General features: G+C 53.7%; 15 protein-coding genes and 1 other RNA gene. 8 read left to right on the top strand and 8 right to left on the bottom strand.

Annotation, left to right across the window (positions count from 1 at the left end):
- Window positions 1-93: 93 nt before the first annotated feature.
- Complete coding sequence (locus ACTU44_RS08050) at window positions 94-795, bottom strand: glutathione binding-like protein (protein ID WP_462097156.1); 702 nt, start codon at window positions 793-795, stop codon at window positions 94-96.
- A gap of 155 nt (window positions 796-950) precedes the next feature.
- Between ACTU44_RS08050 and ACTU44_RS08055 the strand changes: the two genes are divergently transcribed.
- On the top strand, window positions 951-1,643 hold the full coding sequence (locus tag ACTU44_RS08055; RefSeq protein WP_462097157.1) for a glutathione S-transferase family protein: 693 nt from the start codon (window positions 951-953) through the stop codon (window positions 1,641-1,643).
- 183 nt (window positions 1,644-1,826) lie between these two features.
- On the opposite strand, the gene ACTU44_RS08060 is transcribed toward ACTU44_RS08055, so the two are convergent.
- Entirely contained in the window at window positions 1,827-2,528 is a 702-nt protein-coding gene (locus tag ACTU44_RS08060; protein ID WP_462097158.1) for a hemerythrin domain-containing protein, read from the bottom strand.
- Between the two features lie 113 nt (window positions 2,529-2,641).
- Here ACTU44_RS08060 and ACTU44_RS08065 point away from each other — a divergent pair, with 113 nt between their 5' ends.
- Window positions 2,642-3,565, top strand: a complete 924-nt coding sequence (locus tag ACTU44_RS08065) for a LysR family transcriptional regulator (protein WP_462097159.1) — start codon at window positions 2,642-2,644, stop codon at window positions 3,563-3,565.
- A gap of 93 nt (window positions 3,566-3,658) precedes the next feature.
- Here the strand turns inward: ACTU44_RS08065 and ACTU44_RS08070 are convergent, their stop codons facing one another.
- A complete protein-coding gene (locus ACTU44_RS08070; RefSeq protein WP_462097160.1) occupies window positions 3,659-4,999 on the bottom strand; it encodes an MFS transporter in 1,341 nt (446 codons plus the stop codon).
- A 440-nt stretch (window positions 5,000-5,439) separates the two neighbouring features.
- Here ACTU44_RS08070 and cyoA point away from each other — a divergent pair, with 440 nt between their 5' ends.
- The 5 genes from cyoA (at window position 5,440) to ACTU44_RS08095 (ending at window position 10,572) form a co-directional block, all read left to right on the top strand.
- Window positions 5,440-6,579, top strand: coding sequence for a ubiquinol oxidase subunit II (cyoA, locus tag ACTU44_RS08075; protein ID WP_443082650.1), 1,140 nt, complete (start codon window positions 5,440-5,442; stop codon window positions 6,577-6,579).
- Window positions 6,580-6,670: 91 nt separating this feature from the next.
- Window positions 6,671-8,680: a cytochrome o ubiquinol oxidase subunit I gene (gene cyoB, locus ACTU44_RS08080; protein ID WP_336083543.1), complete on the top strand. Its 2,010-nt coding sequence runs from the start codon at window positions 6,671-6,673 to the stop codon at window positions 8,678-8,680.
- A 10-nt stretch (window positions 8,681-8,690) separates the two neighbouring features.
- A complete protein-coding gene (gene cyoC / locus ACTU44_RS08085) occupies window positions 8,691-9,311 on the top strand; it encodes a cytochrome o ubiquinol oxidase subunit III (RefSeq protein WP_462097161.1) in 621 nt (206 codons plus the stop codon).
- Complete coding sequence (locus ACTU44_RS08090) at window positions 9,308-9,688, top strand: cytochrome o ubiquinol oxidase subunit IV (RefSeq protein WP_336083539.1); 381 nt, start codon at window positions 9,308-9,310, stop codon at window positions 9,686-9,688. The genes cyoC and ACTU44_RS08090 overlap by 4 nt, the downstream gene beginning before the upstream one ends.
- 95 nt (window positions 9,689-9,783) lie before the next feature.
- The gene (locus tag ACTU44_RS08095; protein ID WP_462097162.1) at window positions 9,784-10,572 is read left to right on the top strand and encodes an SURF1 family protein; all 789 of its coding nucleotides are present in this window, start codon (window positions 9,784-9,786) and stop codon (window positions 10,570-10,572) included.
- A 101-nt stretch (window positions 10,573-10,673) separates the two neighbouring features.
- Here ACTU44_RS08095 and ACTU44_RS08100 read toward each other — a convergent pair whose 3' ends face one another.
- The 5 genes from ACTU44_RS08100 to ACTU44_RS08120 form a co-directional block, all read right to left on the bottom strand.
- Window positions 10,674-11,231 carry a peroxiredoxin-like family protein gene (locus tag ACTU44_RS08100; protein WP_336083534.1) on the bottom strand — a complete coding sequence of 186 codons (558 nt, stop codon included), beginning with the start codon at window positions 11,229-11,231 and terminating at the stop codon, window positions 10,674-10,676.
- Window positions 11,232-11,356: 125 nt separating this feature from the next.
- A complete protein-coding gene (locus tag ACTU44_RS08105; RefSeq protein WP_462097163.1) occupies window positions 11,357-11,992 on the bottom strand; it encodes a class I SAM-dependent methyltransferase in 636 nt (211 codons plus the stop codon).
- 147 nt (window positions 11,993-12,139) lie between these two features.
- On the bottom strand, window positions 12,140-12,721 hold the full coding sequence (locus ACTU44_RS08110; RefSeq protein WP_462097164.1) for a TetR/AcrR family transcriptional regulator: 582 nt from the start codon (window positions 12,719-12,721) through the stop codon (window positions 12,140-12,142).
- A 130-nt stretch (window positions 12,722-12,851) separates the two neighbouring features.
- Complete coding sequence (locus ACTU44_RS08115; protein WP_114099255.1) at window positions 12,852-13,379, bottom strand: dihydrofolate reductase; 528 nt, start codon at window positions 13,377-13,379, stop codon at window positions 12,852-12,854.
- Window positions 13,379-14,173: a thymidylate synthase gene (locus tag ACTU44_RS08120; RefSeq protein WP_114099256.1), complete on the bottom strand. Its 795-nt coding sequence runs from the start codon at window positions 14,171-14,173 to the stop codon at window positions 13,379-13,381. The genes ACTU44_RS08115 and ACTU44_RS08120 overlap by 1 nt, the downstream gene beginning before the upstream one ends.
- Before the next feature lie 130 nt (window positions 14,174-14,303).
- Here ACTU44_RS08120 and ssrA point away from each other — a divergent pair.
- Window positions 14,304-14,670, top strand: a transfer-messenger RNA (tmRNA) gene (gene ssrA, locus ACTU44_RS08125).
- Window positions 14,671-14,746: the final 76 nt, after the last annotated feature.

Genomic DNA, 14,746 nt, shown 5'->3' on the forward strand with positions numbered 1-14,746 from the left:
CGTAACATTTAATTGGATCGGAAAGGCGGGGCAACAAAAAAACAAGCCCGGCGATCTGGCCGGGCTTGTCGGGATGGATTGAGCAACGCGTAATCAGGCGTTTTGGGTCGATTTTGCGGTTTGACCAAACAGGACTTTTTTGTCCTCGTCGCTCATGATGGGTTCGCGCATGCCTTCACCAACCTTGTAGGCTGCAATGGTTGCCGGACGGGCTTCGATGTCCTTGAACCAGCGTTTGAGGTTCGGGAATTCATTCAGATCCTGTTGTTGTTTTTCATGGCTGACGACCCATGGATAGGACGCCATATCGGCAATGCTGTAATCATCGCCAGCAATGAATTTGCGTCCTTCGAGACGTTTGTTGAGCACGCCATAGAGGCGGTTGGTTTCATTGACATAACGCGTGATGGCATAGGGGATTTTTTCCGGCGCATAGGTGCCGAAATGGTGGTTCTGACCGGCCATCGGGCCAAGGCCGCCCATCTGCCAGAACAGCCATTCCATCACGGTCTTGCGGCCGCGGACGTCAGTCGGAAGGAACTTGCCGGTTTTCTCGGCCAGATATTGCAAGATTGCACCGGATTCAAACACCGTGATCGCCTCGCCTCCGTCGGCCGGGTCACGGTCAATGATTGCCGGCATGCGATTATTGGGCGAAAAGGCCAGGAATTCCGGTTTGAACTGATCGCCTGCACCGATATTGATCGGGAAAATCTTGTAATCCAGCCCGGCCTCTTCGAGGAACAGGGTGATCTTGTGACCGTTCGGGGTTGGCCAGTAATAAAGTTCAATCATCTGATTGGGGCTCCTTGAGCATATTTTCTGGTGACAGCTTCAATAATCCAAGCTTGCCAACTGAGACATTATGGGTCAATTTAAAACGAACGTTCCAAAATACAATGCCGGGTCACAGTTTCGTGTGAATGTGATGACCCGCAAGGAGACTTTTGATGATCCGCTTCTATTTTCACCCGACCCCGAACCCGCAGAAAATCTCGATGATGCTGGAAGCAACCGGGCTCGCATACGAGGTGCTGCCGGTTGATACCCGCAAGGGTCAGCAACATGATCCGGATTTTCGGGCGATCAATCCCAATGGCAAGGTTCCGGCAATTGTCGATACCGAAGGGGCCGGTGGCAAGGAAGTTCGTGTTTTCGATTCAAACGCGATCTTGCTGTATCTGGCGGAAAAATCGGGCAAGTTTCTGGGCAAGCCGGAAGATCGCGGTGAATTGCTGTCCTGGTTGATGTTCATCGCCACGGGCATCGGTCCGTTTTCAGGCCAGGCCGTTCATTTCCAGTATGTCGCGCCCGAAGGCAGCGACTATGGCGTGAACCGTTACCGCAACGAGATCGCCCGCCATTATCAGGTGCTTGAAGATCATATGAAGGATCGCGACTTCATCGTCGGTGACGAAATGACGATTGTCGATATTTCGGCCTGGGGCTGGATCGACAAGGCGCCTTATGTTCACAAGAACCCTGATGTGATGGAAAACTATCCGAACCTGAAACGCTGGTTTGATGCGATGAACAGTCATCCAGCAGCGATTGCTGCGCGCACTGTCGGCAAGGATCACACCTTCAAGACTGAAATGGACGAAGACGCCAAACGCGCCATGTTCCCGTCAAACTACGTTTAACGGGAACGGCGCACTCATCGGGGAGTTTGGCGATATTGCACGCGCGCCCTGATCGCGCGACCGGTTGACCGGGGGGAGACAACCGGTCCTGCAAATGCCAAATTCCCCGACTGAGACTGTTGTCTGTCAGAAGAGAAATGCCGGGTCGTTGCCCGGCATTTTTGTTTGCTCGTGTCTTGTTTTTCAGACGGAAAGGGTGTCTGCGATGGCAGCCATCAGTTGATCAAATGCCTCTTTGGGCATTCCGGCCTGCATGGCGCCTAGCATCTTGTCGCGTTCCTGCCAGTTCTGGGCGCTGACGATTGCGCGCATGAAGCGGACCATCATGTCGGGTGCAATTCCTGCGACGATCTGACCTTCAAGCTGCTGAAGGTCTTCATCGGAATAAAGTTCGTGCAGATGGCGCTGAAGAACGGTTTCCTCGCCTTCCATATGGGCAAGATCAGCCGCAACGAAGTTGCAGAATGTCTTGTATAAAACCTTGCCAAGCCTTTGGCGTTCAGGCCCGGTTGCCGTCTGCAAGCTGTCAAGGATCGGTGTCATCGCGTCAAAGGCAACCTGATGAGCGTCATGTTCCTCATCGGCCTGCATGCTGGCACCGGGAAGCTTTGCCTCGAGTGCCTTGTGGATGACCTCGTCTTCGTGACGCAGATGATCGGCGCACATTTCCATGTGACGGCGCAGTTCCGAACTCATGCGCAGGGATTCAACATTGCTTGACCAGTCTGTGGTGCCAAGGGCAGTGATGATCTGGCAATGCATGAAGCGGATGCCTTTGTGAACGCTGTAATAAAGGTCATGTCGTGTTGGGGGCAAAGGAGCTGCTTGTGCCTGGGGCTGCACCAGTGGCTTTGGTTTGGTCGGGGTTTCCTGTGTGATGGTCATGGCTGTCTGACGTCCTGAATATGTTGGTTGGCAAGTCAGGCGTGCTTGTGCCACAGCGTGCGCTTGTGATAATTATCAGATATTCGGAATAATTATCTGGAAATATCAGATAAATGGATCGTTTGCGGGCAATGCAGGTCTTTGTACGGGTTGTTGAACGCAACAGCTTTGTGCGTGCGGCTGAGGAACTTGGATATTCCCACGGTATGGCCAGTTCGATTGTCAAAGACCTTGAACGCCATCTTGGGGTGGAGCTTTTGCGCAGAACCACCCGGCGGTTATCCCTGACCGAAGACGGTCAACGGTATTTTGACTCAGCGCGCGGCATTCTGGGCGATATTGCCGAACTTGAAGATGACGTTGGTTCGTCTGAAAAGCGTGCGCGTGGCACATTGCGTGTGCAGATACCCGTTGGCCTGTCGCGCATGGTGGTGGCCCCGGCACTTCCGGGTTTTATCGAACCGTTCCCCGAACTTGGCTTGCAGCTTTTATCGCGTAACGGCTTTCCGGATTTTGTTGGTGATAATATTGATGCGGCAGTTTTTATTGGTGAACCGCCTGAACAGAACATCATCGCCCGGCCGCTTGGACGCATTCCGTTTATCACCAGCGCATCTCCGGACTACCTGAAAAAACACGGTGTGCCACAAACGCCTGACGAACTGATCGATCATGAATGTATCGGGATTATTTCAAGCGGAACGGGAAATAATCTGGATTGGCGGTTCGAGGAACAGGGGATTGCGCGTCATATCGCCACCCGTGGGCGACTGGCATTTGAAAGCAGCGAGGCCGCCGTCGCCGCAGCAGTAGCAGGGGGCGGTGTGCTGCAGATGATTGCATTTCTGGTTGCCGAGGATATCGCAGCCGGGCGATTGAAGCCGGTTCTAGACGATTGGCTTTATCCGGGGGCGATGATCAGTCTGATTTATCCCAAACAGGCCCGAATGCCCAGAAAGGTCCGCGTGTTCGAGACATTCCTGCGCGAGACAATGCGCCGTTATAGCCGGTTGTGGCAGGCAGGCACCAAACAATAGCTGGTGATGTGCCGTTTCCGAACATGCATTCTGGATCAAACGAAAACACCCCGGTCAGAAACCGGGGTGTTTTCCATGAGTCCGGGGCCGTAATCAATCGCTGTTTTTTGATCCGAACTGTTTGTTGAAATGCAGGACCAGAAGGGTGACAACCGCACCCGAAAGCAGATAGGCACCGACACCGGGAAGTCCGTATTTGTCGCACAGATAAAGTGCGATCAGCGGCGCAAAACCGGCCCCAAGCAACCATGCCAGATCGGATGTCAGTGCCGAACCGGTATAGCGATATTCACGCTTGAAGTTGGATGCCAGTGTACCGGCTGCCTGACCAAAGCAAAGGCCAAGAACAGCAAAGCCGCCCAGAACAATCATGCCTTCATTGATGACATTATAATTGTAGAGAAGCGGGGTAAGGATCGCTCCCAGAAGGATGATGCCGGCACTGTAACCGAGCAGGCGACGACGGCCCAGCTGATCGGCAATGAAGCCCGATGCAATGATGCCAAAGGCACAAAGCACCGCACCAACTCCCTGTGTCAGCAGGAACTGACCCGGATTGCCGTTGGCATACAGATAGACCCAGCTCAGTGCAAACACCGTCACCAGATGGAACAGCGCGTAGCTGACCATTGGCACCAGAGCGCCAAGCAGAACGGTCCGTCCGTTATGTTTGAGCGTGTCCATGACAGGGGCGGCTTCAAGTTCGTTCTTTTCGAGCAGATGTCCGAATTCCGAAGTTGCGACCAGTCGCAGCCGGGCGAACAGGGCAACCACGTTAATTGCAAATGCAACGAAGAACACAAAGCGCCAGCCAAATGCCAGGAAGTCATCTGGATGAAGGGTCAGAAGCAGATAGGCAAACAGCGATGAGGCCAGCATGAAGCCAAGCGGAGCGCCCAGCTGCGGGATCATCGCATACCAGCCCTTGCGGTTATCTGGCGCGTTCAGTGCAAGAAGGGAGGCCAGACCATCCCACGCACCACCCCATGCAAGCCCCTGCAGGAAGCGGAAGACACACAGAAGATAGATTGCAACGATACCGGCCGAGGCATAGCTGGGCAGGAAGGCCATCGCAGCCGTGGAGCCGCCAAGCATGAACATGGCAATGGTCAGCTTTACCCCGCGACCATAGCGACGGTCGACCGTCATGAAGACAAGCGATCCGACGGGGCGCGCGATAAAGGCCAGCGAGAAGATGGCAAACGAATACATTGTGCCGACCAATGCTGTTTCACCGGGAAACAGCAGTTGCGGGAACACCAGTACCGATGCGATGCAATAAACGAAGAAGTCGAAGAATTCCGAAGTTCGGCCGATGATTACGCCAAGCGCAATCTGACCGGGATCGTTGGTGGCGTCGGCATTGTGATGCCGCGCATCGCGTTCCAAACCTGATGAGGTAGCGGTCGCGTAGTTTTCTGTCGTTTGGTTCACGCCGTTCTCCCTAAATCACTGGTAGGACCTTTGGGTCCTAACTACTTTTAATTGGATCACAAATGCGGCTCGAAGGACGATACGACTTTGGATCGAGTCTAATTATAGACATGTGAATTTCAAACGTCAGTGTCAATTATCTTTCTGCACCGCACAACGTATGGTTTACATTGGAATGATAATTGTCATAAAGACCTGCTATGCGCCGCAGGTACCTTGACATTGTTGCGATGCAGCTATAGCAATTCCCGCGAAATTCCGACTTGGCGGATTTTTGAAAAAAATTTGCCAAAATTGTGCCCTTTGCGTGGATGTTTGGAATGATTATTCCTATATGCCGTTGCGACGGGGTACGACGTGTGGCGATCTCCGATGGGTCGTTCATGCGGCTCGCAGGCATATTGTTGTCTGTGAGAACATCTTCCAGAAACTGACAAAGTATGAAGCGCATGCTTTCAAAACTTGTACGTGGCGTCGCTGTAGCCTCGATGTTTTCGCTTCTGGCCGGTTGCAACCTGGTTGTTATCGACCCGTCGGGTGATATCGCGTCCCAGCAGTCCGATCTGATTATCGTTTCCACGATCCTCATGTTGCTGATCATCGTTCCGGTGATGGCACTGACTGTTTTCTTTGCCTGGAAATACCGTCAGGGCAACAAGGATGCGGAATACGATCCCGAATGGCACCATTCCACGAAGCTTGAAGTCGTCATCTGGTCCGCACCGCTGGTGATCATTATCGCGCTTGGCGCGATCACCTGGGTTACGACGCATACGCTTGATCCGTATCGTCCGCTGGATCGTATTGATGCAGAACGTCCGTTGGCCAAAGATCACAAACCGATGGTGATTGAGGTTGTTTCCCTCGATTGGAAATGGCTGTTCGTATACCCGGAGCAGGGTATTGCGACCGTCAACGAACTTGCAGCTCCGGTGGATACGCCGATCCAGTTCAAAATTACCTCTTCGGGGATCATGAACTCCTTCTTTATTCCGGCTCTTGCGGGTCAGATCTATTCGATGGCAGGTATGGAAACCAAACTCCATGCCGTGATCAACGAAGAAGGCGTTTATGACGGGTTCTCGGGGAACTATAGCGGTGAGGGTTTCTCTCATATGCGCTTCAAGTTCCACGGCCTGAGCGAAGACGGGTTCAGCGAATGGGTCTCCAAGGTGAAGTCCGATGAGAACTTCCTTGGCCGTGCGCAGTATCTTGAGCTTGAAAAGCCGAGCGTTAAGGAACCGGTTCGCTATTACAGCGCAGTCGACCCGGAACTTTTCCAGGCAATTCTCAACATGTGCGTTGACCAGTCGAAAATGTGCATGAACGAGATGATGGCGATCGACGAGAATGGCGGTGGCGGTTTGGCCGGTGTCTATAACGTCATGTCTTTGACCTATGACGTTCCGCAGATGCGCGGCAGCCAGCCGTTACCCGAGAGCAAATCCTACGTGGCTTCGCTTTGCACCACTCCTGAAAGTGGTTTCTCTGGCGAGATTGCCAATCTGCCATTGTTTGACAATGGGCAGACAGGTCGCGCCATGAGCGTTTCGCCCGCAGGCGTTTCGACAGGGTTCTGAAGCAGTGCCGGTTGGTGAGAGCCAACCGGCCCTTCGCAGTTTATGCACCGTAAATCCGGTGCCTTTCTGCATTTGAAAGAAGAGTAATCCGATGTTCTCTAATCCGGACCTTTTACACTTTATATTTGGCCGGCTGTCCCTCGACTCCTTCCCGTTCCTCCATGATCCGATCATTCTTGTGACGTTTCTGGGGGTGGTTGTGGGTGGCATCGCCGTTGTCGGCGGTCTGACCTACTTCCGTCTTTGGGGATATCTGTGGCGCGAGTGGATCACCTCGATCGATCATAAAAAGATCGGCATCATGTATATCATCCTGGCAATTATCATGCTTCTGCGTGGCTTTGCCGATGCTCTTATGATGCGTGCCCAGCAAGCCATTGCCTTTAACGGTGCCGAAGGTTTCCTTCCGCCGCACCACTATGATCAGATTTTCACCGCGCATGGTGTGATCATGATCTTCTTCGTGGCAATGCCGCTGGTGACCGGTCTGATGAACTTTGTTGTGCCGCTGCAGATTGGTGCGCGCGACGTTGCATTCCCGTTCCTGAACAATTTCAGCTTCTGGATGACCACTTGTGGTGCCGCGCTGATCATGGCGTCGCTGTTTGTTGGCGAATTCGCAATGACCGGCTGGCTGGCATATCCGCCGCTGTCTGACATTGTCTACAGTCCGGGGGTCGGGGTCGACTATTACATCTGGGCCTTGCAGATCGCAGGTGTCGGTACGTTGCTTTCAGGGGTGAACCTGATTGTGACCATCGTCAAGATGCGCGCGCCGGGCATGTCGATGATGAAGATGCCGGTCTTTACCTGGACCGCGCTTTGCACCAACATCCTGATCGTTGCAGCGTTCCCGGTTCTGACCGCGGTTCTGGTTCTGCTTGGTCTTGACCGTTACGCAGACACCAACTTCTTCACCAACGATCTTGGCGGTAACGCCATGATGTACATCAACCTGATCTGGATCTGGGGTCACCCGGAAGTGTATATCCTGATCCTGCCTGCGTTTGGTGTGTTCTCTGAAGTTGTGTCGACCTTCTGCCGCAAGCGCCTGTTCGGTTACAGCTCGATGGTTTATGCCACCGTGGTTATTACCATTCTGTCCTACATCGTCTGGCTGCACCACTTCTTCACCATGGGGTCGGGGGCAAGCGTGAACGCCTTCTTTGGCATCACCACCATGATCATCTCGATCCCGACCGGTGCAAAGGTCTTCAACTGGCTGTTCACCATGTATAAGGGCCGCATCAGCTTTGATGTTCCGATGTTGTGGACAATCGGCTTCATGCTGACCTTTGTTATTGGTGGCATGACCGGCGTTATGCTTGCTGTTCCGCCGGCTGACTTCGTGCTCCATAACAGCCTGTTCCTGATCGCGCACTTCCATAACGTGATTATCGGCGGTGTGGTCTTCGGGATGTTTGCCGGTATCGTCTACTGGTTCCCGAAAGCATTCGGCTTCAAGCTTGACGAATTCTGGGGCAAGATGTCGTTCTGGCTCTGGACCATCGGCTTCTATTTCGCCTTCATGCCGCTTTATGTTCTCGGCCTGATGGGTGTTACCCGCCGTATGAGCCAGTTTGACGATCCGTCGCTTCAGATCTGGTTCATCATTGCGGCCTTTGGTGCGCTTCTGATTGCCGGTGGTATCGGTTCGTTCATCCTGTCGATCGTTGTTGCGGTAATCAAACGTGACAAGCTGCGCGATGAAACCGGTGACCCGTGGGGTGGTCGTACGCTGGAATGGTCGACGTCTTCGCCGCCCCCGGCTTACAACTTCGCCTTTACCCCGGTTGTCCATGAACTGGATGCTTGGGCGGATATGAAGAAACGTGGCTATGTACGTCCGACTTCCGGCTTCATTGATATCCACATGCCGAAAAATACCGGCGCTGGCTTTATCCTGGCTGCGATTTCGCTCGTCCTTGGTTTCGCACTTGTCTGGCACATGTGGTGGCTTGTTGTTGCAAGCTTCATCGTTCTGGTTGCCGGTTCGATTGCACACACCTTCAACTATGACCGTGATTATCACATCCCGGCATCGGAAGTTGTGAAGACCGAAGACGAACGTACAGCCCTTCTGGCAAAACAGCAGGCGTAAGGGAATGACAATGGCGAATACTACTGCCTCTCAGACCGAAGCGCCGGTCTTTTACCTGAAAGAAGAGCATCACCCGGAAACCGGTACGATGCTCGGCTTCTGGATCTATCTGATGAGCGACTGCCTCATCTTTGCGATCCTGTTTGCAACCCATGGCGTTCTCGGCCGCAACTATGCGGCCGGGCCTTCGCCAGCAGACCTGTTCGATCTTGGTCTGGTGGCGATCAACACCTCGATGCTGCTGCTCTCGTCGATCACCTATGGCTTTGCCATGCTGGCGATGGAAAAAGGCAAGATCGCAGGCACCCAGATCTGGCTGGCAATTACCGGCCTGTTCGGTGTGGCTTTCGTTGGTCTTGAGATTTACGAATTCCATCACCTCTGGAGCCTCGGTGCGACCCCGATGCGCAGTGGCTTCCTGTCGGCGTTCTATACGCTGGTGGCAACGCACGGTCTGCACGTGACGTTCGGTATCATCTGGCTTGTGACCCTGATGGTTCAGGTTGGCAAACGCGGCCTGATCCCGGCGAACAAACGTCGTCTGATGTGCCTGTCGATGTTCTGGCACTTCCTTGACGTTGTCTGGATCGGTGTCTTCTCCGTCGTTTATCTGCTGGGAGTTCTGGGATGAGTGCACATTCTCACGCACATGATGACCATCACGGCGATGGTGCCTCTCACGGTACTTTCAAAAGCTATATGATCGGTTTCATCCTGTCAGTCATCCTGACAGCGATCCCGTTCTGGCTTGTGATGGATGGTGTTCTTGACAGCAAGGTCGCGACCGCGATGTGGATTATGGGTCTTGGCGTTGTCCAGATCGTGGTTCACATGGTCTACTTCCTGCACATGAACACCAAATCCGAAGGCGGCTGGAACATGTTGGCGCTGATCTTCACCATTGTGATCGTTGCGATTGCCATCGCCGGTTCGCTGTGGGTGATGTATCACCTCAACACCAACATGATGCCGCAGATGGATCATGAAATGATCAAAAGCTTTGGCTAAGCCATCGCTTGATATCTGAAAGGGGCGCGATACTTATACCGGTATCGCGCCTTTTTTATTTCAGGAATGATTGACGTCTTTTGAAAGAAAGCGAGATGACGGAACACCGCATTTCTCAGTCCGAGCCAACCCGCACAGGCCCATCAACGGTAACACGGATCGTCGTGCTGACCTTGGCGGCAATCCTGTTTGCAGGGTTCAGTGCCCTTGGATATTGGCAGGTGGAACGCCGGGCATGGAAGCTTGATCTGATTGAACGGGTTGAGGCGCGCGTGCATGGCGATGCTGTTGCCGCCCCGACCCGCGATGACTGGGAAACTGTCAGCCGGGCGCGCGATGAATATCGCAAGGTCAGGGTTACAGGAACCTATCGCAACGATCTTGAAAGCCATGTCTATGCCGCCACCGATTACGGGGCCGGCTATTGGGTGATGACCCCGCTTGCGCGTGATGATGGCACAATCGTCATGATCAATCGCGGCTTCGTACCGACAGATCGCCGCGATCCCGCAGGCCGGACCGAGGGCATGGTGGAAGGTGAGGTTACCGTCACAGGCCTGCTGCGCCTTGATGAGCCGGTTGGCACCTTCATGCGCGATAATGTGCCCGAAGATGACCGCTGGTATTCACGCGATGTCCGGGCGATGGCGATCAAGCGTGGTCTTGATGCCAACGACGTTGCCCCCTATTTCATCGATGCGGATGGCAAGGACAACCCGGCGAAGCTTCCGGTCGGGGGCCTGACCAGGATCAGTTTCCCGAACAATCACCTGTCCTATGCCCTGACCTGGTTCGGGATGGCGGCATTGACACTTGTTGCGGCCTGGATTGTTCTGCGTCCGCGCAAGCGCCGCGAAGGAGATGCGGACCCGGACGAGGATTGATCCCTTGGCACTGAAAAAGAAAAGCCCGGCATTCGAATGATGCCGGGCTTTTTGCTTGTGTGACGGGCGGTTGAGGGGGGGGGAACCGACCTTGAAGCTTGTTACGGGTTGGTATGATCAATCACTTCGCCGCGCGCCGGATAGCCCTTGGCGATCACGAAATCAAGGGCCCCAAGGATCTGGTCAAAGGCCGGACGGGCGAATGGCATGGTCTGAACGGTGCCGAAATAGAGGGTGCCGTCGGCACGGACCAGAAACAGGCCGGGTTCGGAGAAAATGGCCGGTTCTTCATAGCCGCTTGAGGTCACGCCGTTTGAGGTCGAGATATAAAGACCCCATTCGCGGGCTTTCTCAAGGCTGAGGCCATAACCAAGATCAAGGTTCTCAAGTTCCCATTTTGCCTTGGCTTCGATCGCGCGTTCTTCGACGTCTGATGACAGAACAACAACATTCACGCCACGTTTGGCAAAATCAGCGAGCTTGTTATCAAGGTCCTTGAGGTATTTGCCGCAGATCGGGCAATGCAGACCGCGATAGAAAACCACCATGGTGAAGTTTTCCGGTTTCTGATCGGCCAGCGACCAGATGCCGCCACCGACAAGCGGTACGTTCAGAGCCGGGACCGGCTGGCGGGGGATAAGCGGGGTAATAGCAGACATTTCATTCCTCATGACGTGCAATATGGATGTTGATATTCATTATGGAATGATCGTTCTAAATAACAAGCTGTTAAATCCGGGATCACTGAACTGTGATCCGGCTTAACAGAAAATATTGCGGAAATTCAGGCTTGGCGACGTTTGGCGATGATCAGGCGTGATCTGGTTTTTGCCGGATAGATGCCGCTTGCAATGATATCAAATCCGGCGTCCCGGATCATGTCATCAAGGGTGACATAGTTGATGTAATGGACCAAAGGGGCCTTGCCCAGCTTTTGCATGCCCCAGACAAGCGGGCGCAATAGCTTTGTCATTTCACCAAGGCACGGGGTCTTTGAAATGAAAAGCCCGTCTGACTTCAAAAGCATTCGCAGACTGCGCACGGTCTTTGCCGGATCGTCGAGCAGATGAAGCACGTTGAACGCCATCACAACGTCAAAGCTTTGGGCCCCCTGTTGCGCGATGAATGTGTCATGTGGGCTATGCGCAAAGGTAACGTTCTGAATGCCCTGATCCGATGCCTTGTTCCGGGCAATTTCGATCATGCGTTCGGAAATATCGATACCCGTGATGTGGGCAACATGCGGGGCCAGCTTAAGCGCGGTTGTTCCGGTGCCACATCCGATTTCAAGAACATGCTGGTCAGGCGAGAGATGCTGCACTGTGCGTTCAAGCGTCTTGGCATAGGCAGCTTCATCACCCACGGACTTTCGCGCGTATTTGTCCGCCGCTTTGTCCCAGAAACTGTCGCTTGCTATCATGATATATCCACCTGTTGGGGCCGATCCCGCAGGATCGATTTTCAGGTGCAGACTATCGGGCAAGGCATGCCTGATCGCAACCCGAAATCACGATATGGGCTTTGTCGTCAGACAGATTAATCAATGGCTTGATAGCACCGGGAAGACTTAATCAAGGGTGCTTAAGATGGTGTTGGTATAATCTTCAAGCGTTTCGCGATCCGCACCACGACGCGACATCAACTGAACACCCTGGATCGATCCGGCAAGGAAGCGTGACAATGCACGAACGTTCTTTTCCTTTGAAACCGTACCGTGCTTGATGCCACGGGTTAGTGCCGCTGCAAACATGTCTTCGACCCGGCGAAATGCCTGATGGGAGATCGCCGCAATTTCCGGATCGTGCGGAGCCAGTTCCATGCCGGAATTCACAATCAGGCAACCCTTGTGTTTGCCGTCTGTGCAGCCGTTTCTTGCCGTGTCGCGGAAGGTTGCCTCGATCGCTTCGCGGCCGTTTTCGATTTCGCGCAATTTTGCGAAACGCTCGGTACTGATTTTCTGGCTGTAATGATCCAGAACACGCAGGAACAGGGCCTTCTTGTCGCCGAAACTTGCATACATGGACGCACGGTTAAGCCCGGTCTCATCCACCAGATCCTGAACGGAGGTGGATTCAAACCCTTTGCTCCAGAAGATGTTCATTGCGTTATCAAGAACGCTTTCTTCATCAAATCCGCGCGGCCGAGCCATAACATGTCCTTGGATACTGACCAGAACACTGGAACGAGTGTTCTATAACGACCTTAAAGATGGACCGAATTGTCAGGAAAATCAACCTTGGTGGCTTCACGTCAACGTGTAAGACCGGCGGTTGACGGTTTTACACCCGATCCAGTGTGACAAAGCTGTAATCCGGGCCATCATCATTGACGATTTTCTGACGGGCGGTTTCGTGCCACTGATCCCTTGGCAACGGATCAAGGAAGGTATCGCCATCAATGTCGGCATGTACCTCGGTCAGTTCATAGCGGGTCGTAAAGGGCAGGGCGAGGTGATAGATCTGCGCACCACCGGCAATGATCACTTCATTCGCACCGGTGCTGGCGGCAATCTGGTCGCCAAGCCGGATCGCACTTTCGATGTCATGGCAAACCCGGACATTTTCATGATCATATGACCAGTCCTTGTCGCGGGTGACGATGATGGTGGTGCGTTTGGGCAATGGCTTGCCAATGGCCTCGAACGTCACGCGGCCCATGATCATCGGTTTGCCAAGGGTCAGGGCCTTGAACCGTTTAAGGTCTTCGGGCAGTTCCCATGGCATCCAGCCATCCTTGCCGATTGCACCGTTTTTGGCGGCGGCAACCACGGCAACCCGTTCGATCCGGTCGTTATTGTTGGCGGGCATCAGACGGCAACCTTGCCGGCAATATGCGGATGCGGGTCATAGCCGAGCAGTTCGAAATCCTCGAACTTGAAATCAAAGATCGACTTGACGTCAGGATTGATCTTCATGGTCGGAAGCGGGCGGGTTTCACGCGACAGCTGCAATTCGACCTGTTCAAGATGGTTGGTATAAAGATGTGCATCGCCAAGCGTATGGACAAAATCACCAACGCCAAGATCACAGACCTGCGCGATCATCATGGTCAAAAGCGCATAGGATGCGATGTTGAACGGCACGCCAAGGAAGATATCGGCACTGCGCTGATAAAGCTGGCAGGACAATTTACCATCCGCGACATAGAACTGGAACAGGCAATGGCAGGGCGGCAATGCCATGTTGGGCACATCGGCAACGTTCCATGCCGAAACAATCAGGCGACGGGAATCGGGATTGTTTTTGATCTGGTCGATCAGGCCGGTGATCTGGTCAATCGTTTCACCATTAGCCCCGCGCCATGACCGCCACTGACCGCCATAAACCGGGCCCAGATCGCCATTTTCATCGGCCCATTCGTTCCAGATGCGTACACCGTTATCCTGCAGATATTTGACATTGGTATCGCCATCAAGGAACCACAGCAATTCGTGGATGATCGATTTCAGATGCAGCTTCTTGGTGGTGACCAGCGGGAACCCCTCGGACAGGTCAAAGCGCATCTGATGGCCGAAAATCGATACGGTGCCTGTGCCGGTGCGGTCTTCCTTGTGGGTGCCGGTGTCGCGCACAAGGCGCATCAGATCAAGATATTGCTGCATGCTCGTTCCTGCATTTCTGGAATCGTGTTTGAGGCAGCATAGTCAGGTCAGAACGCGTGGGCAAGCAGAGGCGCACGGCATCTGAACCATGGACCGTTTTCATCGGTTTGGTAAAAAGTTTTTCCCGATTCCCCTTGTGAAACCGGTGTTAGTTGACCTATATAGGGCCTGTCGGGGCAACCCGACTACGGCGCTAAACTGCGTGACAGAATAGGCTTTACGGACCCGGGGGCGGTACCCGGCGGCTCCACCAAATTTACGGTTGCCCGACTCAGGCAATCTTCGTGGGGCCGAAACAGGATCGACGTGAGCAGTAAAAGTCAATGTGGGCGCTCGGCATGGTACCACCGCATCGGGCCAATGTTTGTAAATGCAAACGACAACAATGCTCCGGTTGCTGTTGCTGCGTAAGCGGTACTAGCACCAAAGCGAAATTCCGGTTGCCGGGAGCGGTAATTTGGTGGGGGACGGGGCACCTAGCAACAGAACGCCCCACTCTTGTATTTATTCCCCGCTTCGTTATGAATAGAGTCCATAAAGGCACACCAAGATGTAATTGGTGTGCAAAGATGC

This window comes from Thalassospira sp. SM2505 (assembly GCF_054901115.1).